This window comes from Streptomyces sp. NPDC056373, from assembly GCF_042262425.1.
GTDB lineage: Bacteria > Actinomycetota > Actinomycetes > Streptomycetales > Streptomycetaceae > Streptomyces.
In genome coordinates this window covers 1-25,696 of sequence record NZ_JBHJPX010000017.1, presented here as the reverse complement: position 1 = coordinate 25,696, position 25,696 = coordinate 1, and the positions used below count along the sequence as shown (strand labels likewise).

The window sequence follows — 25,696 nt, the reverse complement described above, 5'->3', positions numbered from 1 at the left end:
GCCCGGCACCAGGAGGCGGTGAAACACGGTGAACACCCCCAAGGACACCACCGTCCAGGCGGCGGGCTGCGTCCTGTGGCGCCGGTCCCCGCTCACCGGCGAGCCGGAACTCTGTCTCGTCCACCGGCCGAAATACGACGACTGGTCGTGGCCGAAGGGGAAACTGAAGCGTGGCGAGGACGCACTGGCCGGAGCACTGCGCGAGGTGGCGGAGGAGACGGGCTGCCGGGCCGTGCCGGGCCCCGAGCTGTCCGCCCTGCGTTACCTGGCGGGCGGCCGCCCCAAGCAGGTCCGCTACTGGGCCGCCGAGGCGGTGAGCTGCGCGTTCTCGCCGACGGACGAGGTGGACCGGGTGCTGTGGCTGACGCCTGCCGCCGCCCGCGACCGTCTCACGCAGCCCCATGACCGGCCCCTGGTCGAGGAGCTGCTCGCCGTTCTGCACCTGCCCCGGGCGGGTGGCTGACCGGATGCTCCCGTTTCGTCCGTAAAAGCGGAATGCTGACGTGCTCTCCCCGTGAGCATTCCGTTACCTCACCAGGCCTTAGGCAGGGGTTCACCCCTCGTTCATTTGCGGCCATCGGCGCCTTCACCTGATCTGCCTAATTTCGGCCTTACCGACGCGAGCCGTCCCGCTGAGTGCGACCGCGTCCGCGACACCTCGTCTTCGCACGCCGCCGATTCAGGACGGCGGCTCCTGGAAGGAACTCAAGTGAAGCTTCAGCGCATGAACCGGCGGGCCCTCGCTCTCGGTGCTCTCGCCGTCTCCGGCGCCCTGGCCCTCACGGCGTGCGGCTCCGACGACACCGGTGGCGCCTCCAACGGCGGCGGTTCCTCCAACGCCGCCGCGCCGAGCAACGTCAAGTGCGACGACGCCAAGGGCCAGCTGCTCGCCGACGGCTCCTCCGCGCAGAAGAACGCCATCGACGCCTGGGTGAAGCAGTTCACCGCGGCCTGCCAGGGCCTGCAGATCAACTACAAGGGCGGCGGCTCCGGCGCCGGCGTCACCGCGTTCACCCAGGGCCAGGTCGCCTTCGCCGGCTCCGACTCCGCGCTGAAGCCCGACGAGGTCACCGCCTCCAAGAAGGTCTGCACCGGCGGCCAGGGCATCGACCTGCCGATGGTCGGCGGCCCGATCGCGGTCGGCTACAACGTCGACGGCGTGGACAACCTCGTCCTCGACGCCCCGACCCTGGCGAAGATCTTCAACGGCAAGATCACCAACTGGAACGACGCGGCGATCAAGAAGCTGAACCCCGACGCGAAGCTCCCGGACCTCAAGATCCAGGCCTTCCACCGCTCGGACGACTCCGGCACCACGGACAACTTCACCAAGTACCTGATCGCCACCGCCAAGAGCGACTGGCCCTACGACGGCGGCAAGACCTGGCAGGCCAAGGGCGGCCAGTCCGCCTCCGGCTCCTCCGGTGTCGCCCAGCAGGTGAAGCAGACCAACGGCGCCATCGGCTACTTCGAGCTGTCGTACGCCAAGGACGGCCTGAAGACGGTCGACCTCGACACGGGCGCCGCCCAGCCGGTCAAGGCCACCGTCGAGAACGCCACCAAGGCGATCTCCGAGGCCAAGGTCGTCGGCACGGGCAAGGACCTCTCCCTGCAGCTGAACTACGGCACCAAGGCCGAGGGCGCCTACCCGATGGTCCTCGTCACGTACGAGATCGTCTGCGACAAGGGCAACAAGTCCGACACCCTGCCCGGCACCAAGGCGTTCCTGCGCTACATCGCCTCCGAGGACGGCCAGAAGATCCTCTCGGACAACGACTACGCGCCGATCCCCGCCGACATCATCTCCCAGGTCCGTACCACCATCGAGGGCCTGAGCTGACCCGAGTGCGGCCCGGTCCCCTCCCCGGGGCCGGGCCGCACCGTCCGGTGCACCGCCGCCAGTGGCCGTACCCCGCGTACGGCTCCGCAGACCGGAGAACCCGATGGGCACACCCACACAGATAACCGACGCACCTCCCCCCGCTCCGCAGCCCACCGTCGACAAGCGCGCCGCGCGCGGGGCCACCCGGCCCGGAGACCGGGTCTTCCTCGGTCTCTCCCGCGGCTCGGGCATCCTGCTGCTGGTGATCATGGCCGCGATCGCGGTCTTCCTCACCTACCGCGCCTCCCTCGCGATCAGCAAGGACCACGGCAACTTCCTCACGACCTTCCAGTGGGACACCAACCTCGTCCCGCCGAACTTCGGCATCGCCGTCCTGGCCTTCGGCACGGTCGTCTCCTCGATCGTCGCCATGGTCATCGCGGTCCCGGTCGCCGTCGCCATCGCGCTGTTCCTCACGCACTACGCCCCGCGCCGGATGCGCGGCCCCATCGCGTACGTGATCGACCTGCTCGCCGCCGTGCCGTCCATCGTCTACGGCCTGTGGGGCGCCCTCGTCCTCGTGCCGCACATGACCGGCCTCTTCGGCTGGCTGAACGACTACTTCGGCTGGACCGGCGTCTTCTCCTGGGAGGGCGGCGCCCCCCGCTCGATGCTGACCGTCGGCATCCTGCTCGCGATCATGATCCTGCCGATCATCACCAACGTGAGCCGCGAGGTCTTCCGCCAGGTCCCGCAGATGCACGAGGAGGCGGCCCTGGCGCTCGGCGCCACCCGCTGGGAGGTGATCCGCATGGCGGTCATCCCCTTCGGCCGCTCCGGCGTCATCTCCGCCTCGATGCTCGGCCTCGGCCGCGCCCTCGGCGAGACCATGGCCGTCGCCACGGTGCTCTCCCCGACCTTCGACATCCAGGCCAGCCTGCTGGACCCGGGCGGCGGCACGTTCGCCCAGAACATCGCCAGCAAGTTCGGTGAGGCCACCGAGTTCGGCCGCGACGCGCTGATCGCCTCCGGTCTGGTCCTGTTCGTCATCACCCTGCTGGTCAACGGCGCGGCCCGGGCGATCATCGCCCGCCGCAAGGAGTACTCGGGGGCCAACGCATGAGCACCGCGACCGTCACCCCGAAGGGCCCCAGCACCCTGCGCGGCGCCCGCCTGCCCAAGTGGTCCCCGTACGCCATCGCCGCCGGCTCCATCGCCCTCGCGATCGTCATCGGCCTCGTCGGCGGCCTGCACAGCCACGTCCAGTGGGGCCTGATCGCCGCGATCCTCTACGTGGCCGGCACCTACGCCATCGCCGCGAGCGTCGAGGGCAGGCGGCAGGCCAAGGACCGCATCGCCACCTCCTTCGTGTGGGTCGCCTTCCTGCTCGCCGTCGTCCCGCTGGCCTCGCTGATCTGGTCGACCGTCGTGCGCGGCGTGAAGGTCCTCGACATCTACTTCCTGACCCACTCCATGGGCGTCGTCGCCGACACCGAGCCCGGCGGCGGCATCTACCACGCCATCCTCGGCACCCTGGAGCAGGTCGGACTCGCCACGGTGATCGCCGCGCCGGTCGGCGTGCTGACCGCGATCTACCTCGTCGAGTACGGCCGGGGCAACCTCTCCAAGGCCATCACGTTCTTCGTCGACGTCATGACCGGCATCCCGTCGATCGTCGCGGGTCTGTTCATCCTCAGCCTCATGCTGATGTTCGACATGGAGCCCTTCGGCTTCGCCGGCTCGCTGGCCCTGGCCATCCTGATGATGCCGGTCGTCGTGCGCTCCACGGAGGAGATGCTCAAGCTCGTCCCGAACGAGCTGCGCGAGGCCTCCCTGGCGCTCGGCATCCCCAAGTGGCGCACCATCCTGAAGGTGGTCCTGCCGACCTCCATCGGCGGCATCACCACGGGCATCATGCTCTCGATCGCCCGTATCACCGGTGAGACCGCCCCGGTCCTGCTGCTGGTGTGGGGCAACGCGTTCATCAACGCCAACCCCTTCGAGGGGGCGCAGGCCTCGCTGCCGCTGTACATCTACCAGCAGTACGCGAACAGCGCGGGCTCCGGTGCGGCGTACGACCGCGCCTGGGCGGCGTCGCTGACCCTGATCGCCTTCGTGATGCTCCTGAACCTGGTGGCCCGCGGGATCGCCCGCTGGAAGGCCCCGAAGACCGGTCGCTGACGCGACAACCTGCGGCTACCGCCGCGCGGGGCCACAGCGACCCCCCGGACTTTTTGGAAGTGAAGTAGTCATGGCCAAGCGAATCGACGTAAGCGGACTGACCGCCTACTACGGCTCCCACAAGGCGATCGAGGACATCTCGATGACCGTCGAGCCGCGCTCGGTGACGGCGTTCATCGGCCCCTCCGGCTGCGGCAAGTCGACGTTCCTGCGCACGCTGAACCGCATGCACGAGGTGACCTCGGGCGGCCGCGTCGAGGGCAAGGTCCTCCTCGACGACGAGGACCTCTACGGCACGGGCATCGACCCGGTGTCGGTCCGCCGCGAGGTCGGCATGGTGTTCCAGCGTCCGAACCCGTTCCCCACGATGTCGATCTTCGACAACGTCGCGGCGGGGCTGCGCCTCAATGGCAACTACAAGAAGAGCGAGCTCTCCGACATCGTCGAGCGCTCCCTCAAGGGCGCGAACCTCTGGAACGAGGTCAAGGACCGTCTGAACAAGCCCGGCTCGGGCCTGTCCGGTGGCCAGCAGCAGCGTCTGTGCATCGCGCGGGCCATCGCGGTCGAGCCGAACGTCCTGCTCATGGACGAGCCCTGCTCGGCGCTCGACCCGATCTCCACGCTCGCGATCGAGGACCTGATCGGGGAGCTCAAGGAGCGCTTCACGATCGTCATCGTGACGCACAACATGCAGCAGGCGGCCCGCGTCTCCGACCGCACGGCGTTCTTCAACCTCGCGGCGGTCGGCCAGCCCGGCAAGCTCATCGAGATCGACGACACGGAGCGCATCTTCTCCAACCCGTCGGTCCAGGCCACGGAGGACTACATCTCCGGCCGCTTCGGCTGAGCCGCCCCCGCCTCATCCGGTCTGCCGAGTCTCCTCGCGGTGCTGCATGGCGGTGCCACCGCGAGGCCGAAAAAGGGCCCGCCCCTCTCCCAGGGGCGGGCCTTTTCACGCACACAGCTGCACGGGCACAGACCCGCCGAGCTACGGAAACGCCGGGTTCACGACCTACACGAACGCCAGGTTCACGACCTACAGGAACGCCGGGTTCACGACCTACAGGAACGCCGGGTTCACGACCTACAGAAACGCCAGGTTCACGATCCAGAACGACGCCGCAGCCACGACCGCCGCGGCCGGCATCGTGATGAACCAGCCCAGGATGATGTTCTTGGCGACACCCCAGCGCACGGCGTTCACGCGCTTCGTCGCACCCACACCCATGATCGCCGAGGTGATGACATGCGTCGTCGAGATCGGCGCCTTGAACAGGAACGCCGTCGTGAACATGATCGACGCACCCGTGGTCTCCGCGGCGAAACCCTGCGGCGGGTCCAGCTCGATGATCTTCCGGCCCAGCGTCCGCATGATCCGCCAGCCACCGGCGTAGGTGCCCAGCGACAGCATCACCGCGCAGGCGATCTTGACCCACACCGGGATCGGATCGCCGTAGTCCTCGACATCGGCGATGACGAGGGCCATCACCACGATGCCCATCGTCTTCTGCGCGTCCTGCAGACCGTGCCCCAGCGCCATACCGGCCGCCGAGACGGTCTGGGCTATGCGGAAACCCCTCTTGGCCTTGTGCGGGTTGGCCTTCCGGAATATCCACAGGATCGCGGTCATCACCAGATAACCGGCCAGCAGACCGACCACCGGGGAGATGAACATGGGGATGACGACCTTCTCCAGCACCCCGCTCCAGTAGACGGTCGTCCCGCCGGCCAGCGCCGCCCCGACCATGCCACCGAACAGCGCATGGGACGAGGAGGACGGCAGCCCGAAGTACCAGGTGATGAGATTCCAGACGATCGCGCCCACCAGCGCGGCGAAGAGGATGCCCATCCCCTTCGAGCCGGTCGGTGTCTGGATCAGGCCCTCACTGACGGTCTTGGCGACCCCGGAGCCCATGAAGGCACCGGCGAGGTTCATCACCGCGGCCATGGCCAGCGCGGCCCTCGGCGTCAGCGCCCGCGTCGATACGGACGTGGCGATCGCGTTCGCGGAATCGTGGAAGCCGTTGGTGTACGTGAAGAAGAGCGCGACCCCGATGGTCACGACCAGAGCAAGGGTGTCCATGAAGGGCTCAGGACTCCTTGACGGCGATGGTCTCCACCGTGTTCGCCACGTGCTCGAAGGCGTCCGCCGCTTCCTCCAGCACATCCACGATCTGCTTGAGCTTCAGCACGTCCATGGCGTCGTACTTGCCGTTGAAGAGGTGCGCCAGCAGCTTGCGGTGGATCTGGTCGGCCTGGTTCTCCAGCCGGTTGACCTCGATCCAGTACTCGGTGAGGTTGTCCATCGTGCGCAGATGCGGCATCGCCTCGGCCGTCAGTTCGGCAGCGCGCGCCAGTACCTCGATCTGCTGCTCGACGCCCTTGGGCAGTTCCTCGACGTTGTAGAGGACGACCAGGTCGACGGCCTCCTCCATGAAGTCCATGATGTCGTCGAGGGACGAGGCGAGGGAGTAGATGTCCTCGCGGTCGAACGGCGTGATGAACGAGGAGTTCAGCTGGTGGAAGATCGCGTGCGTGGCGTCGTCACCGGCGTGTTCCGCTGCCCGCATACGCTCTGCGATCTCGGCCCGGGCGGATGAGTCCGCCCCGAGCAGTTCCATCAGGAGCTTCGAGCCCGTGACGATGTTGTCCGCGGAGGCGGCGAACATGTCGTAGAAGCTCGTCTCCCTGGGGGTCAGACGAAAGCGCACGTGGGGTCCTCGGGGTGCTTCGGTTTCGGTCAGGCTGATGCTAGGCGCAACATCCGGCCACGGCTATCGGGCCGCCCACCAGTGTCGCCCATCGGGCACAGTGGTGAGCACGGGGGCGGTTCCCAGGCCCGTATACCCCGCAAACTTCGGTACCATATACCCACCAGGGGTATATGTCGGCCCACTGCCCACCAGGAGGAAGCGATGACGGACGTGACCGACACAACAGATGTCGCACATGTCACCACCGGCACCGCCGAGACCGCCGGTGCGGACGCGACGACCGACCACGACCACGGCGTGCACGGGTACCACAAGCAGAAGGACGAGCACCTCAAACGCCTGCGCCGCATCGAGGGCCAGATCCGCGGCCTGCAGCGCATGGTCGACGAGGACGTCTACTGCATCGACATACTCACGCAGGTCTCCGCCTCCACCAAGGCCCTGCAGTCCTTCGCCCTGCAGCTGCTGGAGGAGCACCTGCGGCACTGCGTGGCGGACGCGGCCCTCAAGGGGGGCGACGAGATCGACGCGAAGGTGAAGGAGGCGACCCAGGCGATCGCCCGCATGCTGCGGACGTGAACCGGGCCCCGCGTCCTGTGGTCAGGCCCTGGAGGAGTTCCGCTCCTCGGCCACTTTCAGCACCTCGTCGATGCTCTCCAGGCTGAGCCGCTCGCGGGCGGCCGAGGCCGCGATGATCAGCTCTCCGCACAGCTCGATCTCGGCGAGGGCCACGTGGTCCTGAACTGCCGTACCGCCGACCGGAGCCACGTGCATCACCTCATCTCTGCCGTTGCCGACTTCCTAGAGTAGGGAGCGGCCTACACACCGCGCATGGCACGGACGGGCTAGTTCACGCCGGTCACTCCTCGGCGATCCGGCCCGCGTAGATGTCCTCGGTCCGGGGCAACCGTACGCGCACCGAGGCCCCGAAATCGTAGAGCAGCGTCGTCGAGGCGACGGCGACAGGGCTCTTCTGCCGCCCGTTGAGGAAACTGAAACGGTGCCTGACCTTGCGGATGCGTCCCTCGTCGTCGAGGTAGGCGTCGAAGGGCACTTCGGCGGTGGCGAACCCCTCGGCCGCCGCCCTCAGGGGCTCCTCGTTCCCCTTCGACGCCCGCCGGGCCGCGTCGGCGAGGTCCGCCGTCCCCCGGTAGTGACGCACTGCGGTTCCCGCGACCTCCGTCCTGCCCACATAGGTCGCCGTCCGCGTCCCGAGCAGTACCTCGGCCGCCGTGAACGGGTCGGTGGCCCCGCCGGTGACGAGGTTCCCGTCGGACAGGGTCCGGGTGTCCACCCGCACCCACTTGTCCGCGGGCACCCCGGCGCCCCGGTTCTTCATGAACAGCGCACCCGGCGCGAGCAGTTCGGTGATCGGCCGGCGCTCGGCCACCCCCGCGGGGTCCTGCGGCAGCAGCACCTTCAACCGCCCCATCCGCTCGCGGTAGTCGTACACCCCGGCGCCCCGGATGGTCACCCGGGTCCCGCCGGCGGCCATCTCCATCGACGTACGGGCCTTGGAACTCCCCGCGCCGACGAGCCGGTCGGCGGACTGCCGCAGCACGGTGACCGCTTCCCCGCCGCGGGAGTCCCCGGCGGCCGCGTCGCCCCCGGAGCATCCCGCGGACCCCAGCCCCGCTCCGGCCAGGACCACGGCGGCGACGACCGCCGCACCCGCCGGCCTGTGCCGCCCTTCCCGCTGCCGCCCAGTCATCGCCTGCCTACCCCCAGCCGGTACGTCCGTCACGGGCCCCCTCGTCGTTCCGGTTAACGACGGGTTTGTGCCCCCGTCACGCGAGCCCGCGCCGACCGCCGTACGAACCGTTCACCTGAGCTGGGTAACGTTGTCGGCGTGGCGCAGCAGGACGGGCTGGAACTTCCCCCCAACCTCCCGGAACACCGCACGACGACCATGGAGAAGGGCCGCTTCTGCATGGCCCACTGCATCTGTGGCTGGCGTGGCCCGGCACGAAGAGCGAGAAGCCAGGCGCGCACGGACGCGGAGCGGCACGCGACGGGCTGAGACCGTGACGGGCGCCACGGACCGAGACCGTGACCCGCCCTACGGACCGAGACCGTGACCCGCGCCACGGGCCGAGACCGTGACCCGCGCCACGAACCGAGAGCGTGACCCGCGCCACGGACCGAGACCGTGGCGGACACTTCCCGGCCGGGGCCGGGCCATGGAACCCTCACCCCCGTCACCCCGTCTCCCAGGACGGAACCACCGGGAGGCCCCATGGAACGGCGCACGCTGCTCACGGCCGGCACGACGGCGATCGCCGCGGCCGCGACCCCCTTCACCACCGCCTGCACCCAGTCGGGCAACCGCTCCGGGGCCACGGCCACCGATGCCGTGCGCACCTCCACCACCTCGAGAACGACCGCGGCGAACTGGTCCGCCCTGGCCCGCGACCTCGACGGCCCCCTGATACGCCCGGGCGACGCCGACTGGGCCGCGGCCCGGCAGCTCTACAACACCCGCTTCGACAACCTGAAGCCCGCCGCGGTCGCGTACGTGTCCCACGCGGACGACATCCGCACCACCCTGGCCTATGCCCGCGCCCACACCCTGCGCGTGGCGATCCGCAACGGCGGCCACTCCTACGCCGGCTGGTCCTCCGGTGACGGCCGCCTGATCGTCGACGTCTCGAAACTCAACCGCGTCCGGGCCTCCGGCACCACCGCCGTGGTCGGCGCCGGCGCCAAACTCATCGACGTCTACCGGGCGCTCGCCGCGAAGGGCGTCACCATCCCGGCCGGGTCCTGCCCGACCGTCGGCGTCTCGGGCCTCACCCTCGGCGGCGGCCACGGCGTGGTCTCCCGTGCCTACGGTCTGACCTGCGACAGCCTCACCCGGGCCACCCTGATCACCGCCGACGGCAAGCAGCTCACCGCCGACGCCCGCGAGAACAAGGACCTCTTCTGGGCCCTGCGCGGCGCCGGCAACGGCAACTTCGGCGTCGTCACGGAGCTGCACTTCAAGACCCACCCGGCACCGCAGGGCGTCTCGGCGTACCTGTCCTGGCCCTGGTCGAAGGCGGCCGCGGTGGTGAAGGCCTGGCAGGAGTGGGGCCCGTCGCAGCCCGACGAGATCTGGTCGTCGCTGCACCTGGCCGCCGCCGCGGGCGGCACCCCGACCGTCTCGGTCTCGGCGTTCTCCCTGGGCACCTACGGCGAGCTGAAGAACGCCGTCGACCGCCTGGCCGACCGCGTCGGCGCCCCGGCCCGCAGTGTCTCCCTGAAGCGCCGCTCGTACGAGGAGTCGATGGAGGTGTACGCGGGCTGCTCCTCGTTCCCGACGGACGCGCAGTGCCATCTGCCCGGCTCGACCCCGGGCCGTTCCCCGAAGGGCGCGCTCGGCCGCGAGACGTACGCCGCGGCGTCGGACTTCTTCGACCGCTCCCTGTCCACGGCCGGAATCCGCACGCTGCTGGCACAGATCGCCTCGGTACGCGGCGGCACCGGCAGCATCGCCCTCACGGCCCTGGGCGGCGCGGTGAACCGTGTCTCCCCCACCGCCACCGCGTTCGTGCACCGCCGTTCGCGCATGCTGGCCCAGTACATCGGCGCCTGGCGGGCCGGCACGAGCGGTGCGACGGCCCGCGACTGGCTGGCCTCGGCCCACAAGGCCATGCGCCCGCACGCGTCGGGGGCGGCCTACCAGAACTACACGGACCCCACCCTGACCGACTGGCGCAAGGCGTACTACGGGGATGCGGCAACGCGCCTGGCGAAGCTGAAGAAGCAGTACGACCCCGACCGCTTCTTCACGTATCCCCAGGCGCTGTAAGGCCCTTACGCGGCGAGATCCCGCTCCGAGGCCCGTTCGCTGCGGGCCTCGGGGATCACCGTGTCCTCCCCCTCGGCATGCCCCCTGGCGCGCACCAGCCATCCCAGCCGGGGCGAGCGCTCGACGGCCTTCACCAGTGGCGTCAGCAGGGCCATGGCGAGCGGCGACAGCAGCAGCGCCACGGCGGTGCCCAGCGCGAACCCGCCCACGACGTCCGTGGGGTAGTGCACACCCATGTAGACGCGGATGAACCCGCCGAAAAGCGCCAGCACGAGCCCGACGAGCCCGAACTTCCGGTTGGCGACGAACAGGCCGACCGCCAGGGCCATCACGATCGTCGCGTGGTCGCTGACGAACGAGTAGTCGGTCTTGCCCTGGACCAGCACCTCAAGACCCTGGTGGTCCAGGAACGGCCTGGGCCGCTCCACGAACCCCCGGATGGGCACGTTGACCAGGACGGCGATGCCGGCGGCCAACGGCGCCCAGACCAGCGCCGCGACGGTGGACGCCGCGTCCTCGTCGCCGCGCCGCCGCACGGACCACCAGCACCACACCACGAGCAGGACGATGGCGAGCAGCAGCCCGTACTCACCGACGTACTCCATGACGCGGTCGAACCACTGCGGCGCGTCCTTGGCCAGGCCATTGATGTCGTAGAGCAGGTCGACGTCAGGGTTCGACCCGGAATCGGCGAGTCCAGCCATGGTGCTGCGGCCCCTTCGTCGTCTGTCCCGGCGCACCCGTGCGTGCGCCGCTGCTGCCACCCCCGTGGTTGTAGATCCGCTTCCGCCGCACGCGTGCGTGACGCGTGCCCAATGGACGTCTGCTCGGCTACGTCATCAGGAACGCATGGTCCCCGTTGATACGTTCCACACTCCACCGAATGATCACGCAGACGTTATCGAAGAGAGACAAGTCTTCGCAGCTCAGGGGGTGGGTTCACGCACGGTTCACACGGTCGTGGGCAGTGCTTTCGCGCCATCTTCGGTGACACGGGTGGCGCCGAAGTAGTCAGGGGTGTCGATCGGGTCGAACCGGATGACGGCACCGGTCCGGGGCGCGTCGATCATGTACCCGCCTCCGACATAAATGCCGACATGCCGGATGGCGCGGGAATTGGTGAGGTCGTCCGAGAAGAACACCAGGTCGCCGGGGAGCAGTTCGTCCCGCGAGGGGTGCGGGCCGGCGTTGTACTGGTCGTTGGCCACACGCGGCAGCTTGATGCCCACGGTCTCGTAGGCGGCCTGGGTCAGTCCCGAGCAGTCGAAGCGTCCGCCCTGCTCAGCGGTGCCGGTGCCGCCCCACAGATAGGGCGTGCCGAGCTTCTTCTGCGCGTACTCGATCGCGGCCGCGGCCTGCTCGGAGGGGTCGACCCGCCCGACCGGCGCGGCGAAGCTCTCGGAGAGCGTCGTGATCCGCTTCACGTAGTTACGGGTCTCCGTGTACGGCGGCACGCCCCCGTACTTGATCACCGCATACGCCCCCGCGTTGTAGGCGGCCAGCATGTTCTCGGTCGGATTCCCGCCAACCTTCTTCACGTACGAGGCGAGTTCGCAGTCGTAGGAGGCGGCCGAGGGAATCGCGTCCTTCGGATCCCACACGTCACGGTCGCCGTCACCGTCACCGTCGATGCCGTGACCGGCCCAGGTGCCGGGGATGAACTGCGCTATGCCCTGCGCGGCGGCCTGGCTCTGGGCTCTGGGGTTGAAGCCGCTCTCCTGGTAGAGCTGGGCGGCGAGCAGGGCCGGGCTGATGGCGGGGCAGAGGTTGCCCCACTTCTGCACCAGGGCCGCGTACGCGGCGGGCACCGACCCCTTGGCCAGCGATTTCGCCCCGCCGCCCACGCCGTTGACCAGGTTCCCGGCGACGAGATAGACCCCCACGACGAGCAGCATCACGAAGGCCAGGGCGGAGCTGATCGCAACGCTCGCCACGATCCACGCCTTACGCACCGTCAACCGCCCCTCGCCGCCCAGGAGTCCGTGAGCCAGTGTAGAGGCGGCCGGTACGCCCGGGAATGATCACGAGAGAAGAGTCGGAGCGGACAGGGGAACCGGGCGCGTCACGGACCGCACGGCGAGAGCACGACGGCTCCGGCCGGCGCACGAGGTCGCGGCTCGGCGCGTCACGGACAGCACCGCGAGAGCACGACAGCTCCGGCCGGCGCACGAGGTCGCGGCTCGGCGCGTCACGGACAGCACCGCGAGAGCACGACGGCTCCGGCCGGCGCACGGGGTCGCGGCTCGGCGCGTCACGGACAGCACCGCGAGAGCACGACAGCTCCGGCCGGCGCACGAGGTCGCGGCGCGTCACGGGAGCCCCGCCGCTTGCCGGTACAGCCGCCGGGCCTCCGCGCCGAGCACCGCGCTGTAGGAGACCCCGGGAGTCGTCCCGCCCTGGTCGTGCCCGCCGAGGACCCCGACGACCTCTCCGTCCCCGTTCACCCAGGGGCTGCCGCTGGTGCCCCCGCTGAAGCCGGGGCACGCGATGCGCTGCTGGGTGCGGCCGAGCGCGGACGGCTTGTCGGTGCAGCCGACGGGCGTCTCGCGGGTGTCGGGGTAACCGGTGACGGTCACTCCGGTGGCCCCCGTCGCCGTACCGGTCGCGAACCGGTTCCCGCCGACGACGTCCTGGACCTCCCTGCCGCCCCACGGTGCGAGCACGGCGAATCCCACGTCGCTGTCCTCGTGCCGTCCCTCGACCCACCCGCGGGGCAGGAACCGCCGCCGCACCTTCCACTCCCCGTAGGGCGCACGCCCGTCCCGGTAACCCGGCACGAACACCAGGCCTCCGTCGCCGCCCAGGCAGTGCGCCGCGGTGACGATCAGATCCCGGCGCGGCGCGTCCACCACGGACGCCGTACAGAAGTGCCCTCCCCCCGGGGCCCGCAGGAGCACCCCGACCCGTGCGTCGCTGGCGGTGACGGTCACACCGAAGGGCCCGGCCCCGTCGTCGGCGGTCGCGGTGGACGCGGTGACGAGGGCGACGAGGACCACGGCGACGGTCAGGACGCGCTTCACCCGGGCCACTGTGCCCGACGAAGGTGAGAGGAACATCAGTCAAGCCGCCCCCATCACAGGGCCATCGAGCCGTCAGCGACAAGTAAGCGCAGCACCCTCTTCAGTAAGGCGGAAGTCAGGATTCCGATCACCGTCTTGTTGTCACGTACTCAACAAGCGATGGTCGTCGCGGGTCGCCGCCCCCGCCGGGAAACACACCGGCGGTACCCCCACCCGCAGGCCTCTGCCCACCACTGCCAGGAGGCTGTACCTTGCGCACGACACTCCTCAACTCCCCCACGTCCCGTCTCAGATGGCACCGCGTGGTCTCCGCCGCCACCGCCACCGCCGCACTCCTCCTCACCGGCCTCACCACCGCCGCCCACGCCCAGGCCACGGACCCGAGCAGCGCGAAGGTCACCTGGACCCGCTCCTGCGCCCTGCCCCGCCACCAGGGCGAAATGGCCTGCAACGCCCTGCGCGTCACCGGCGGCCGCACCGCCTTCCAGCAGCAGCACGGCATGTCCGCCAAAGCGGCCGACGCCTCCTCCCCCTCCGGCTACGGCCCCTCCGACCTCCGCAGCGCCTACGGACTGACCTCCGCCGCCGCGAGCAACGGCTCCGGCCGGACCATCGCCATCGTCGACGCCTACGACGACCCCAACGCCGAGTCCGACCTCGCCGCCTACCGCTCCCAGTACGGCCTGCCCGCCTGCACCACCGCGAACGGCTGCTTCAAGAAGGTGAGCCAGACCGGCTCCACCACCGCCCTCCCCACCCCCGACAGCGGCTGGGCCGGCGAGATATCCCTCGACCTCGACATGGCGAGCGCCGTCTGCCCGAACTGCCACATCACCCTGGTCGAGGCGAAGTCGGCATCCATGGCCAACCTCGGCACCGCCGTCAACGAGGCCGTCGCCCTCGGCGCCAAGTACGTCTCCAACAGCTACGGCGGCGGCGAGTCCTCCTCCGACGCCTCCTACGACTCCGCCTACTTCAACCACCCGGGCGTCGCCATCACCGTCAGCGCGGGCGACGCGGGCTACGGCGCCGAGTACCCGGCGGCCTCCAGGTACGTGACGTCCGTGGGCGGCACCAGGCTCTCCACGTCCTCCACCACCCGCGGCTGGACCGAGAGCGTCTGGCGGACCAGCAGCACCGAAGGCACCGGCTCCGGCTGCTCCGCCTACGACACCAAGCCCGCCTGGCAGACCGACACCGGCTGCACCAAGCGCATGATCGCCGACGTCTCGGCCGTCGCCGACCCGGCGACCGGCGTCTCCGTGTACGACACCTACGGCGCCGACGGCCAGGGCTGGGCCACCTACGGCGGCACCAGCGCCTCCGCCCCGATCATCGCGAGCGTCTACGCCCTCGCGGGCACCCCGTCCACCGGCTCCTACCCGGCCAGGTTCCCCTACGCGAAGACCACCGCCCTGAACGACGTCACCAGCGGCAGCAACGGCAGCTGCACCACCAGCTACTTCTGCACCGCCCGGACGGGCTACGACGGCCCGACCGGTCTGGGCACCCCGGAGGGACTCGGCGCCTTCACCGGCTGACGCACCTCCCCCCCCCCGGTGACGGACCGTCACCCCGGGGGACGCCGCCCGGCGCTGTGGGGGCCCTGGACGGCGGGGAAACGAAGGGGCCGCGGCATCCCAGCCGCGGCCCCTTCGCCGTGCCAGGTAGCCTTCACCCGGGGAACACCGGCGCGACCACTCACCCGACCAGCCGTCAGAAACGGCCCCCAAAGGTGGGAAAGGCCGCAAGAGGGCACAACGACGGAACCACACACCAGGTTCCGCTCAGGCCTCATTGCCCGGCGTGACCTGCCGTGATACACAGAGTGACCATACGACCCTTCGGGCACCGCCCGCCTCCTCCCCTAGGGCCAGGAGCGGAACGGTGGCAAGGTATTCGTACGAAACCCGCCAATCAATGACGCCAAGTCGACATCCGACGACGTCATTGTCGGCGACAATGAGGCCTGACCTCTGCACGACCGCAGAGGGTGCGGAACTACCCAACAGGGGCGGTGACTTACATGCTCTTTGCGGCCGACAAGGGAGACATCAACACCATCATCGGCGGGATCGCTCCGGACTGGGGCCCCTTCGGCAGCCTGGGCAACGAGGCGAAGGTGATGATCGAGGTCGTGATGGCGGTGGCCATCCTGCTCTGCCTCGGCATCGCCATCTGGGGCGCCGCCAAGCAGCGCATCGGAGCCACCGCCCTGCGCGACACCTTCAGCGCGGAACAGGGCAAGGGCCTCATCATCGCCGGCCTCACAGGAGTCTTCATCATCGGCTCCCTCGGCACCCTCTTCACCATCGTGTACGGCATGGCCGTGTAGCCCGGGCGCACCCGTACGCCCGCCGGAACGCCCGGTTCGCTCCCCCTCTCCTCCATCCCACCCGCCCGTCGTGCCCACCGGCTGAGGTTGCGTTTCCCTGATGTCGAGTCACCACACCGCGCCCGCGCGGGAACCAGCACGGCTACCGTCGTACGAGGAGTATGAGAAGTACGACCGGTACGAAGTGTTTCCGCACGACGTCGAGGGGGCGTACGCGGCATGAGTCTCGGTGACGACCACGAGTCCTCCGGCGGTTACGCCGGCACGGGCCAGACCCGCACGCGCCTGCCCGACTCCGGCGACGCCTTCGCCGACCCCCGCCGCCGCTCCTCGTCCCGCAGCCTGGTCACGGTGGTCGGCGTGGTGGTCCTCCTGATCGCAGCGATCGCTTTCGCCAACCGGGGGGACGGCGACTCGTCCTCTTCGGCGGACAGCTCCTCGGGCAAACCGGACTCGACGGCGACGGCCCCCTCCGGCCAGCGCCCCGTCAAGTCCAAGTCGGCCGCCGGCATCCCCTCGGGCTTCGCCCAGGACCAGGAGGGAGCGGAGAGCGCCGCGGCGAACTACGCCGTCGCACTGGTCTCGGCCGACATCCTCAAGCCGGCACGGCGGCCCGAGATCGTCCGTCAGGTGTTCGACGCCGACAAGGCCTCCGAGCTGGAGAGAAACCTCGACCAGGTCTACAGCAAGGCGTTCCTGGAGAAGGTCGGCCTCGACGCGAACGGCGAGGCACCCAAGGGCAGCACCTACGTCTCCCGCACGATGCCGGTCGGCACCAAGGTCACCGACTACTCGGGCAACACCGCCACGATCGAGGTCTGGTGCACCGGTGTGTTCGGGATGACGGGGGAGAGCTCACAGGACCCGGTCACCAACGACTGGTTCACCATGACCCTCCAGCTGCGCTGGACCGACGGCGACTGGAAGGTCGACAGCTTCTCCCAGAAGGAAGGCCCCGCGCCGGTCAACGGCGACAACAGGGTGTCGACGTCGGAGGCCATCTCGAAGGCCGTCGAGGAGTTCGGAGGGTTCACTTATGCCCGGTAGCCCGCGCCGCTCAGTCAAGGTCGCCGCAACCCTCACCGCCGTGCAGACCGCCCTGGTCCTGTTCGCCACCCGGGCCACAGCCGCTCCCACACCCTCGCCCTCCCCCAGCCCCAGCAACGACAACTGCTCCCTGCTCTCCGGCCGGGCCCTGGAAATCTGCGAAGGCGACACCGGCAACGGAAGCGGCAGCGGTACCTCCCGGCTGAACCCCACCTCCACCCTCGACCCCCTCTCCTCCCTCGCCAAGGGCTGCGCCGACGCCGCCTCCTGGACCGTCGACAAGCTCAGCGACGCCGTGAAGGAGACCGCCAACGTCGACTTCACCAACCCCAAGTTCCTCCAGCAGTACGCCGTCGTCTTCGCCGCCTCGACGATCCTCACGCTCCTGCTCTGGCTCCTGGCCGTCGCCAAGCGAGCCGTCCGCGGCGTCCCCCTGACCACCGCCCTGTCCGAAGCCATCGGCTTCCTGTGGCTCACGGTGCTGGCCTCCGCCTTCACCCCGCTGATCCTCTACACCGTCGTATCGGCCACCGACGGCGTCACCGAGGTCCTCGCCAAAGCCACCGGCGACCAGACCGACGCGTTCTTCGGCACCTTCTCCGAAGCCCTCAAGAAGGGCGAGGACATCGGAGGCGGCCCGATCATGCTGATCGTCGTCTCCCTGGTCAGCATCCTCGCCGCCGGAGTCCTCTGGCTGGAGCTCGTCATCAGGGCCGCGCTCCTCTACGTCGGCGCCCTCCTCGGCACCGTCGTCTACGCCGGCCTCGTCGACAAGAACCTGTGGGGCCACGTCCGCCGCTGGGCCGGCATCATGATCGCGGTCATCCTCATCAAACCGGTGATCGTCATCGTCCTCGGCCTCGCCGGCGCGCTCTCCGCCGACGACGGCCCGAACGCCTTCTCCGCCGTCGTCTCCGGCCTCGCCATCATCCTGCTCGCCATCTTCGCCAGCGCGATGATCTACCGCTTCGTCCCCGGCTTCGGCGACGAGATCGCCGGCTCCCGCAACAACCGCCTCATGCAGGGCGCCGAAGGCAAGGCCGCCGCCGTCATCAGCTCCCCGGCGTCCCTCGTCGCGCAGGGCATCAAGACCCACAGCTCCCGCGCCGACAACAACGGCGGAGGCAGCCAGTCCTCCGCACCCCGCCCCAGCAACCCCGCCTCCGGCGGCGTCGCCGCGCACAGCGCGCGCACCTCGAACGGCGGCGGCGGATCTGTCCCCTCCGCCGCACCCGCCCCCCGTTCGAGCAGCCCCGTCAACACTCCCCACGCCAGCAACACCCGCAACAGCAGCAACAACCGCACGGGAGGTGAAGGGCGTTGACGACCGAGTCCCACGTGTCCCATCCGGTCACGCCCCGCCGGACGTATCTGATCGGCCGTGCCCGGCCGAACGCGATCATCGGCCGCAACCGCGAGACCGGCGAGATCGCCCTGATCGTCGTGGGCGCGTTCCTCGGCATGATGTGCGGGCTCCTCGTCCCGGTCCTGTCACTGCGCATCGTGCTGCTCGCCGGGTTCCCGATGCTGGCGCTGGCCGCGGTGTACGTGCCGTACAAGCACCGCACCTTCTACAAGTGGTTCGAGATCAACCGCAGCTACAAGCGGACCCTCAAGCAGGGCACCACCTACCGCTCCACCGCGATCGAGGCCGGCACCCGGCTGGACGGCAAGGAGATCGAGGTCGGCCCGCCCCCGGGCATCGGCCGCATCACCTGGCTGGCCGCCCCCTTCGGCCCCGACGAGATCGCCGTGCTCCTGCACGCCGACCGCAAGACCGTCACCGCCGCCATCGAGATCGAGGGCCCCGGCGTCGGCCTGCGCGACAGCGAGGACCAGGAAGCACTCGTCGACCGCTTCGGCACCCTCCTCAAGCACGTGGCCAACGGCGACGGCTTCGTCACCCGCATCCAGATGCTGGCCCGAACCCTCCCGGCCGACCCGGACGCCCACGCCAAGGACGTCGCCGTCCGCGGCGACGACAAGGCCCTGCCGTGGCTCCAGGACTCCTACGACCAGCTCCAGTCGATGGTGTCCACCAGCAGCGAGCAGCACCGCGCCTACCTCGTCGCCTGCATGCACTACACCCGCGAACTCGCCGCCGAGGCCAACGCGATGGCCCGGGCCGCCCGCGCCCACGGCGGCAAGGTCGACCGGGACGCCGGACTCGCCGTCGTCATGGCCCGCGAGCTCACCGACATCTGCTCGCGCCTGCAGGAAGCCGACATCCGTGTCCGCCAGCCCCTCGGCCAGGGACGGCTGTCCTCGCTGATCCACTCCATGTACGACCCGGACCACCCCATCGACCACATCCAGGCGATGACCAAGCGCAACGCCTGGCCGGCCGAACTGGACGCCATGGAGCCCACCTACCTCCAGGCCAAGACCCGCGAGTCCTCCACCCGCGCCCCCTGGTGCCACGCCACCGCCTGGGTGAAGGAGTGGCCGATGACCCCCGTCGGCGTCAACTTCCTCGCCCCGCTCCTCGTCCACACCCCGGACGTCATCCGCACGGTCGCCGTCACCATGGACCTCGAACCCACCGAGGTCGCCATCGAGCGCATGCTCACCGAGAAGACCAACGACGAGGCCGAGGCGTCCCGCGCCGCCAAGATGAACCGCACCGTCGACCCGCGCGACGTCGCCGCCCACTCCCGGCTCGACCAGCGCGGCGAGGACCTCGCCAGCGGCGCCGCCGGCGTCAACCTCGTCGGCTACATCACCGTCAGCTCCCGCTCCCCCGACGCCCTCGCCCGCGACAAGCGGACGATAAGGGCCTCGGCGGGAAAGTCGTACCTCAAGCTGGAATGGTGCGACCGCGAGCACCACCGCGCCTTCGTGAACACCCTTCCCTTCGCCACCGGCATTCGGAGGTAGGACCTGATGCGGGACCCGCTGTCCGTCCTCACCGACGCCTTCACCTCCTTCCTCTTCGGGAAGGTCGAGACGACCAGGCTCCCGGTGCGCACGTCCACGGGCCAGGCCCAGGCGGTCTACCTCCCGACCGCCGCCCCCGGCCTCGGCGACTCCGGCGTCATCATCGGCCGCGAGGTGTACTCCGGAAAGGGCTACATCTACGACCCCTTCCAGCTCTACGGCCAACAGCTCCCGGCCCCCCACTGGCTCGTCCTCGGCGAGTCCGGCAACGGCAAGTCGGCGCTGGAGAAGACGTACGTGCTGCGCCAGCTCCGCTTCCGCGACCGCCAGGTCGTCGTCCTGGACGCCCAGGGCGAGGACGGCGTCGGCGAGTGGAACCTCATCGCCGAGGAGCTGGGCATAACCCCCATCCGTCTGGACCCGACGGCGGCCCTGGACATGGGCATCCGCCTCAACCCGCTCGACCCCGCGATCACCACGACGGGCCAGCTCGCGCTGCTCCGCACGATCATCGAGGTCGCCATGGGGCACGGCCTGGACGAACGCTCCGGCTTCGCCCTCAAGGTCGCCCACGCCTACGTCAACGAGACCATCGTCGACCGCCAGCCGGTCCTGACCGACATCGTCGAGCAGCTGCGCCACCCCGAACCCGAGTCGGCCGAGGCGATGAACGTCGCCATAGACGACGTACGGGCCTGGGGCCTCGACGTCGCCCTGGTCCTGGACCGCCTGGTCGACGGTGACCTGCGCGGCATGTTCGACGGCCCCACCACCGTCGGCATCGACCTCGACGCCCCGCTCATCGTCTTCGACCTGTCCCACATCGACCGCAACTCCATCGCCATGCCCATCCTCATGGCGATCGTCGGCGTGTGGCTGGAGCACACCTGGATCCGCCCCGACCGGAAGAAGCGCATCTTCCTCGTCGAGGAGGCCTGGCACATCATCAACAGCCCCTTCGTCGCCCAGCTGTTCCAGCGCCTGCTGAAGTTCGGCCGACGCCTGGGCCTGTCCTTCGTGGCGGTCGTCCACCACCTGTCGGACGTCGTGGACGGAGCCGCCGCCAAGGAAGCGGCGGCGATCCTCAAGATGGCCTCCACCAGGACGATCTACGCCCAGAAGGCGGACGAGGCGAGGGCGACGGGACGGGTGCTCGGGCTGCCCAGGTGGGCGGTCGAGATCATCCCGACCCTCACCCCCGGCATCGCCGTCTGGGACGTCAACGGCAACGTCCAGGTCGTCAAACACCTGATCACCGAGACCGAACGCCCCCTGGTCTTCACCGACCGCGCGATGACCGAGTCCTCCCACGACCTCACGGACGACGCCCTGCACGCCGCCGAACTCGAGGCGGAGGAACGGGCCGCGGCCTTCGTGGAGCACCATCTGGGCGACTCCGAATCAACGGTGGCGTAGACGGCAGGGGAGGACGCGTGAGACCGGACGACCGTCACGACCGGCGGGCCGGCCAGGGAGGCATCCCCGACGGCCTGCTGATCGGCATACTCGCGTTCCTCCTCGGCATGACCCTGCTGGTGTGGACGGCCACCGGCCTCGCCGCCTGGTTCGCCCACGGCTCCTGGCCGTCCGGCGTCACCTTCGCCCGCACACCCCTGGCCATGCGCGACCTCGTCGCCCGGCCCCACGACATCCCCGGCGCCTGGCCCGGCACACCCCCCGCCGAACTCTCCGGCTACGGCCTGTTCTGGGGCCTGCTCATCGGCCAGCTGATGATCCTCGTCGTCGTGACGGTGTTCGTGATGGGCACCCTGGCCCGCTGGCGGGCGGTGCGGGCGAGGAACCGGGAGGGAAGGGCGACAGCGGCTCAGAAGCCGACAGTGTCCGGTGCACCGGCCCGGGGAGTCACCACGTACGAGGCACACGAACCCGCACAGCACGAGCTCCGGGCCCCTACACAGCACCACGGCCCCACGCCGACCCGGCACGAGGTCCCGGGCGAGGGACAGCACCACGGCCTCACGTCGGCCCGACACGAGGCCCCGGCACCGGGACAGCACCACGGATCCCTCTCGGCTCAGCACGAGGTCCCGACCCCTCGCCGCTCGCCCTACGACCCCGCGAGCCTTCAGGACTCCACGGCGAGCCCCGTCGGCTCCACGGCAAGCCTCCTGGACTCCACGCCCAGCCCGGCCGGCTCCCCCCGGTCGGCGATCGTCCCCGCGGCCCCGGCGTCTCCGTTCGGGCAGGAACGGGTGGGCGGGTGGGCGAAAATCCTCGTGGCCCCGAGGGAAACCCGCCAAGCCACCGCCGGCCAGGCCGTACGCGACGCGGAGGGCCCCGCCCTGGTCGTCACCTCGAACCCCACCCTCTGGCAGGAAACCAAAGACGCCAGAGCCAAACTGGGCCCCACCCACCTCTACGACCCCACCCACCTCTGCGACACCCCCTCCCGGCTCCACTGGTCCCCCACCACCGGCTGCGAGGACAAGGCGACGGCAGCCCAACGCGCCACCGCCCTCCTCACCCCCGTCCGCCCCACGGCCAAACTCGACCAGGCCCTCAGCGACACGGCCACCACCCTCCTGCGGAGCTACCTGCACGCCGCGGCGATCGACGGCCGCACCCTCCGCCACGTCCACCGCTGGTCCCAGGGCACCCAGATCCAGGACGCCGTACGCATCCTCCGCACCAACCCCAAGGCGGCCCCCGGCTCCGCGGGCGAACTCGAAGGCGCCCTCACGGCCCACCCCGAACGCCGTGACATGGCCCAGCAGCTGACGACCCGTGCCCTCGCCGCCCTCTCCACGGTCAACGTCCGCGAAGCCTGCACTCCCAACCGAAATGATGCCCTCGCCTTGGATTCCTTCGTCCACGAAGGGGGCACGCTTTATGTGGTGGGGGAATCCATCGAGGACCCCAGGACCAACCCGGGCGCGATGCCCTTCCTGACGGCCCTCGTCTCGAGCGTGGTCGAGCGCGGCCGGCACATGGCCGAACGGTCATCGGCCGGTCGCCTCGACCCACCAATGACGCTCGTCCTGGACGACGTCGCGGCCGTGGCCCCGCTTCCCCAGCTGCCGGAGCTGCTGGCCACCGGAGCGGACCGGGGCATGCCGACCCTGGCCCTGCTCCGGTCCCGCGAACAGGGCCGCGCCCGCTGGCCGCACGACGAACTCCCGGTCTGAGCCCCCACCCTCAACAGGCCCACCACGAACCGGCCCACCCGAACAGGCGCACCACGAAACAGGCCCACCCCGAAAAAGCCCCCCAACAGGCTCACTCCCGCTCGAGCACGAACTCCAGCTCCCGCTCCCCCGCGTCCCCGAGCGGCACGATCACTCCGCTCGGCAGGAACCCAGCCCGCCGGTAGAACCGCTGCGCCCGCCCGTTCTCCTCGTGCACGATGAGCCGCACCCGCTCGAGCCCCTGAGCCCACGACCACTCCAGCGCCGCGTCGAACAGCACCTCCGTCAGCCCGCTCCCGCGCTCCTCCGGCCGCACGAACACGCCGACCACATGGCCCTGCTTCCGCTCCACCGGAAACCCGGCCCAGTCGGACGTCCCCGGTTCCTCCACGAGCACGGTCAGCGTCCCCACCCACTGCCCGTCCGGCCCCTCGGCGATGATCTGCTGCGCCCTGTCCATCCCCTCGGCGGCCCCCGCCGTCCGCTCCTGCCAGAAGGAGTCCGGCCGGGCCACGGCCTCCTCGTACGTCTCCAGGAAGGCCAGATGCGCCACCGGGTCCCGCAGCGCCACGAGCCGCAGCTCCTTCGCCGCAGGCCACTCATCGGCACGAACGGACCGGATCACATAGCTCATGCAGGCCACGGTAGTACCCGGGTACGACCCCCCTCACCCCGGTTACCCCACCGGTCCGACGCCGCCCGGCACCGGATCCCGCACGATGGATGCCGTGACGGACAACCGGGCGCCGGAGCCCCTCACCGAGTACGCCCACCGCCTCACCCGCAGGGTGCGCGCCTTCGACCGACGCCACCCGCTGCTGTGGGACCTGCACTTCACCGCCTTCTGGGTGACAGCCGCCCTGATCGACTACGCCGGCGGCGGCTGGCGCCACAACGCCCACAGTCTCGACGTGCCCGGCTGGCTGCTCCTGACCATGAGCCTCGGCCTCTCGGCCCCTCTCGTCCTGCGCCGTACCCACCCCGGGGCCGCCCTGGCCGTCACGATCCCCTTCGCCGTCGCCAACGCCTGGACGGGCGCGGCCCTCCAAGCGGCCCTGCTGCAGCTGGTCCTCGTCTACCATCTCGCCCTGCGCCGCCCCCTGCGCGACCTGTGGTGGGCGACGGCCCTGGTCCTCGCCCCGGTCCTGGTGTCGGCAGCCCGCCACGGGGAGGGCACCTGGGACCAGCAGATCGGCTCCCACCTGATGTCCGTCACGGTGGCCGTCCTCATCGGTGTCACGGTCCGCACCCGCCGCGGCCACACGGAGGCGCTGGAGGACCGTGCCCGCCGCCTGGAGACCGAACGCGACCAGCAGGCACAGCTCGCCACCGCCGCCGAACGTGCCCGCATCGCCCGCGAGATGCATGACATCATCGGCCACAACCTGTCCGTCATCACCGGCCTCGCCGACGGCGGCCGCTATGCCGCCGCCAAGTCACCGGAACGCGCCGCCCAGGCTCTCGACGCCATCGCCGGCACCAGCCGTCAGGCCCTCACCGAACTCCGCCGCCTCCTCGACGTCCTGCGCGAGGAGGAGACGGACCAGCCCGACCTGTCCCCCCAGCCCGGCCTCACCGACCTCGACGGGCTCCTCGACGGAGTGCGCTCCGCGGGCCTCCCCGTCAGCACCACCGTCGACGGCAGCCCCACTCTCCCTCCGGGCCGCCAGCTCACCGTCTACCGCGTCGTCCAGGAAGCCCTCACCAACACCCTCAAGCACGGCGGCCCCGACGCCACCGCCTCGATAGAGCTCTCCTACGAGGAGAGGGCCTCCGTCACCGTCACGATCACGGACACGGGCCACGGCCACCCTGCCGACGGGCCCGAAAGCGACCGCGGTGGCCGGGGACTTCCCGGAATGCGCGAGCGAACGGCCCTGTACGGCGGCACACTTGAGGCCGGCCCGCGCCCCCACCCCGAGCGGGGCTGGCGCGTCCGTCTACACCTCCCGGAGGAATCCCCGCAGTGACCACGGTCCTGATCGCCGACGACCAGCCCCTTCAGCGTTTCGGCTCCCGCATGCTGCTGGAGAGCCAGGACGACATGACGGTCGTGGGCGAGGCGACGAACGGCAGCGAAGCCGTGCGCATGGCCGCCGAGCTCCACCCCGACGTCGTCCTCATGGACGTCCGCATGCCCGGCCTGGACGGCATCGAGGCGACGCGCCGCATCACCGCCGCCGGCGACCGAACCCGCATCCTGATCGTCACCACCTTCGATCTGGACGAGTACGCCTATGCCGGCCTCCGCTCGGGCGCCTCCGGTTTCCTCGTCAAGGATGCCCAGCCCGAGGAGCTCCTCGCCGGTATCCGCGCGGTGGCCACCGGCGACGCGGTCGTCGCTCCCAGCCTGACCCGCCGCCTCCTGGACGCCTACGTCCATCACCTCCCGGCCGGCCCCGGCACGGAGGCCGGCACACAGGAGGACGCCCGCCTGGCCTCCCTCACCGATCGGGAACGCGAAATCCTCACGGTCGTCGGCCAGGGCTGGACGAACACGGAGATAGCCACGCGGCTTCATCTCGCCGAGTCGACGGTGAAGACCCACGTGGGCCGCATTCTCGCGAAGACCGGATCCCGTGACCGCATTCAGGCAGTCATTCTGGCGTACGACGCGAAGCTGGTTCAGCCGTCGTAAAGGTCCTGAAACGCAGAAAACCCCCGCATCCGAAGATGCGGGGGTTTTCCCAAAAATTGTTCGGCGGCGTCCTACTCTCCCACAGGGTCCCCCCTGCAGTACCATCGGCGCTGAAAGGCTTAGCTT

The 25,696-nt window shown here is 70.1% G+C and carries 25 protein-coding genes; 17 read left to right on the top strand and 8 right to left on the bottom strand.

Annotated features, from left to right (window positions below; all coding sequences use genetic code 11):
- Positions 1-28: 28 nt before the first annotated feature.
- From ACFCXS_RS31180 to pstB, 5 genes are all read left to right on the top strand, one after another.
- Entirely contained in the window at positions 29-463 is a 435-nt protein-coding gene (locus ACFCXS_RS31180; protein ID WP_376646705.1) for an NUDIX hydrolase, read from the top strand.
- Between the two features lie 246 nt (positions 464-709).
- Positions 710-1,840 (top strand): phosphate ABC transporter substrate-binding protein PstS, encoded by a 1,131-nt coding sequence (gene pstS, locus ACFCXS_RS31175; protein WP_376646704.1) that lies wholly within the window; start codon positions 710-712, stop codon positions 1,838-1,840.
- 103 nt (positions 1,841-1,943) lie between these two features.
- Complete coding sequence (pstC, locus tag ACFCXS_RS31170; protein ID WP_376646703.1) at positions 1,944-2,945, top strand: phosphate ABC transporter permease subunit PstC; 1,002 nt, start codon at positions 1,944-1,946, stop codon at positions 2,943-2,945.
- Positions 2,942-4,003 (top strand): phosphate ABC transporter permease PstA, encoded by a 1,062-nt coding sequence (gene pstA, locus ACFCXS_RS31165; RefSeq protein WP_376646702.1) that lies wholly within the window; start codon positions 2,942-2,944, stop codon positions 4,001-4,003. Before pstC ends, pstA begins: the two co-directional genes overlap by 4 nt.
- A 70-nt stretch (positions 4,004-4,073) precedes the next feature.
- Positions 4,074-4,850: a phosphate ABC transporter ATP-binding protein PstB gene (pstB, locus tag ACFCXS_RS31160; protein ID WP_020269923.1), complete on the top strand. Its 777-nt coding sequence runs from the start codon at positions 4,074-4,076 to the stop codon at positions 4,848-4,850.
- Between the two features lie 237 nt (positions 4,851-5,087).
- Here the strand turns inward: pstB and ACFCXS_RS31155 are convergent, their stop codons facing one another.
- Positions 5,088-6,086, bottom strand: a complete 999-nt coding sequence (locus tag ACFCXS_RS31155; protein WP_376646701.1) for an anion permease — start codon at positions 6,084-6,086, stop codon at positions 5,088-5,090.
- Positions 6,087-6,093: 7 nt separating this feature from the next.
- Positions 6,094-6,714 (bottom strand): DUF47 domain-containing protein, encoded by a 621-nt coding sequence (locus tag ACFCXS_RS31150; RefSeq protein ID WP_104787713.1) that lies wholly within the window; start codon positions 6,712-6,714, stop codon positions 6,094-6,096.
- A gap of 204 nt (positions 6,715-6,918) precedes the next feature.
- Here ACFCXS_RS31150 and ACFCXS_RS31145 point away from each other — a divergent pair, with 204 nt between their 5' ends.
- Positions 6,919-7,296, top strand: a complete 378-nt coding sequence (locus tag ACFCXS_RS31145; RefSeq protein WP_376646700.1) for a metal-sensitive transcriptional regulator — start codon at positions 6,919-6,921, stop codon at positions 7,294-7,296.
- Between the two features lie 21 nt (positions 7,297-7,317).
- Here the strand turns inward: ACFCXS_RS31145 and ACFCXS_RS31140 are convergent, their stop codons facing one another.
- Both ACFCXS_RS31140 and ACFCXS_RS31135 read right to left on the bottom strand, forming a co-directional pair.
- Positions 7,318-7,485 carry a hypothetical protein gene (locus tag ACFCXS_RS31140; protein WP_376646873.1) on the bottom strand — a complete coding sequence of 56 codons (168 nt, stop codon included), beginning with the start codon at positions 7,483-7,485 and terminating at the stop codon, positions 7,318-7,320.
- Positions 7,486-7,576: 91 nt separating this feature from the next.
- Positions 7,577-8,428 (bottom strand): hypothetical protein, encoded by an 852-nt coding sequence (locus ACFCXS_RS31135; protein ID WP_376646699.1) that lies wholly within the window; start codon positions 8,426-8,428, stop codon positions 7,577-7,579.
- Between the two features lie 138 nt (positions 8,429-8,566).
- Between ACFCXS_RS31135 and ACFCXS_RS31130 the strand changes: the two genes are divergently transcribed.
- Both ACFCXS_RS31130 and ACFCXS_RS31125 read left to right on the top strand, forming a co-directional pair.
- Positions 8,567-8,737 (top strand): hypothetical protein, encoded by a 171-nt coding sequence (locus ACFCXS_RS31130; protein ID WP_344466539.1) that lies wholly within the window; start codon positions 8,567-8,569, stop codon positions 8,735-8,737.
- Between the two features lie 216 nt (positions 8,738-8,953).
- Entirely contained in the window at positions 8,954-10,507 is a 1,554-nt protein-coding gene (locus ACFCXS_RS31125) for an FAD-binding oxidoreductase (RefSeq protein WP_376646698.1), read from the top strand.
- Positions 10,508-10,512: 5 nt separating this feature from the next.
- Here ACFCXS_RS31125 and ACFCXS_RS31120 read toward each other — a convergent pair whose 3' ends face one another.
- From ACFCXS_RS31120 to ACFCXS_RS31110, 3 genes are all read right to left on the bottom strand, one after another.
- Positions 10,513-11,211: a phosphatase PAP2 family protein gene (locus ACFCXS_RS31120; RefSeq protein ID WP_376646697.1), complete on the bottom strand. Its 699-nt coding sequence runs from the start codon at positions 11,209-11,211 to the stop codon at positions 10,513-10,515.
- A 246-nt stretch (positions 11,212-11,457) separates the two neighbouring features.
- Complete coding sequence (locus ACFCXS_RS31115) at positions 11,458-12,402, bottom strand: NlpC/P60 family protein (protein ID WP_376646867.1); 945 nt, start codon at positions 12,400-12,402, stop codon at positions 11,458-11,460.
- Positions 12,403-12,816: 414 nt separating this feature from the next.
- Positions 12,817-13,563 carry a trypsin-like serine peptidase gene (locus ACFCXS_RS31110; RefSeq protein WP_376646696.1) on the bottom strand — a complete coding sequence of 249 codons (747 nt, stop codon included), beginning with the start codon at positions 13,561-13,563 and terminating at the stop codon, positions 12,817-12,819.
- Positions 13,564-13,778: 215 nt separating this feature from the next.
- Between ACFCXS_RS31110 and ACFCXS_RS31105 the strand changes: the two genes are divergently transcribed.
- The 7 genes from ACFCXS_RS31105 (at position 13,779) to ACFCXS_RS31075 (ending at position 22,932) form a co-directional block, all read left to right on the top strand.
- On the top strand, positions 13,779-15,068 hold the full coding sequence (locus ACFCXS_RS31105; protein WP_376646695.1) for a peptidase S8: 1,290 nt from the start codon (positions 13,779-13,781) through the stop codon (positions 15,066-15,068).
- Positions 15,069-15,553: 485 nt separating this feature from the next.
- Positions 15,554-15,862: a hypothetical protein gene (locus ACFCXS_RS31100; protein WP_003991275.1), complete on the top strand. Its 309-nt coding sequence runs from the start codon at positions 15,554-15,556 to the stop codon at positions 15,860-15,862.
- Positions 15,863-16,081: 219 nt separating this feature from the next.
- Positions 16,082-16,909 (top strand): hypothetical protein, encoded by an 828-nt coding sequence (locus ACFCXS_RS31095; RefSeq protein ID WP_376646694.1) that lies wholly within the window; start codon positions 16,082-16,084, stop codon positions 16,907-16,909.
- Positions 16,899-18,233 (top strand): hypothetical protein, encoded by a 1,335-nt coding sequence (locus ACFCXS_RS31090; RefSeq protein WP_376646693.1) that lies wholly within the window; start codon positions 16,899-16,901, stop codon positions 18,231-18,233. Before ACFCXS_RS31095 ends, ACFCXS_RS31090 begins: the two co-directional genes overlap by 11 nt.
- Positions 18,230-19,786: an SCO6880 family protein gene (locus tag ACFCXS_RS31085; RefSeq protein ID WP_352101619.1), complete on the top strand. Its 1,557-nt coding sequence runs from the start codon at positions 18,230-18,232 to the stop codon at positions 19,784-19,786. The genes ACFCXS_RS31090 and ACFCXS_RS31085 overlap by 4 nt, the downstream gene beginning before the upstream one ends.
- Before the next feature lie 6 nt (positions 19,787-19,792).
- The gene (locus tag ACFCXS_RS31080; protein WP_352101620.1) at positions 19,793-21,202 is read left to right on the top strand and encodes an ATP-binding protein; all 1,410 of its coding nucleotides are present in this window, start codon (positions 19,793-19,795) and stop codon (positions 21,200-21,202) included.
- A 17-nt stretch (positions 21,203-21,219) separates the two neighbouring features.
- On the top strand, positions 21,220-22,932 hold the full coding sequence (locus ACFCXS_RS31075; RefSeq protein ID WP_376646692.1) for a TraM recognition domain-containing protein: 1,713 nt from the start codon (positions 21,220-21,222) through the stop codon (positions 22,930-22,932).
- Between the two features lie 91 nt (positions 22,933-23,023).
- Here ACFCXS_RS31075 and ACFCXS_RS31070 read toward each other — a convergent pair whose 3' ends face one another.
- Positions 23,024-23,566, bottom strand: a complete 543-nt coding sequence (locus tag ACFCXS_RS31070; protein ID WP_376646691.1) for a GNAT family N-acetyltransferase — start codon at positions 23,564-23,566, stop codon at positions 23,024-23,026.
- 85 nt (positions 23,567-23,651) lie between these two features.
- Between ACFCXS_RS31070 and ACFCXS_RS31065 the strand changes: the two genes are divergently transcribed.
- Both ACFCXS_RS31065 and ACFCXS_RS31060 read left to right on the top strand, forming a co-directional pair.
- A complete protein-coding gene (locus tag ACFCXS_RS31065) occupies positions 23,652-24,902 on the top strand; it encodes a sensor histidine kinase (protein WP_376646690.1) in 1,251 nt (416 codons plus the stop codon).
- Complete coding sequence (locus ACFCXS_RS31060) at positions 24,899-25,570, top strand: response regulator (protein ID WP_376646689.1); 672 nt, start codon at positions 24,899-24,901, stop codon at positions 25,568-25,570. Before ACFCXS_RS31065 ends, ACFCXS_RS31060 begins: the two co-directional genes overlap by 4 nt.
- Positions 25,571-25,696: the final 126 nt, after the last annotated feature.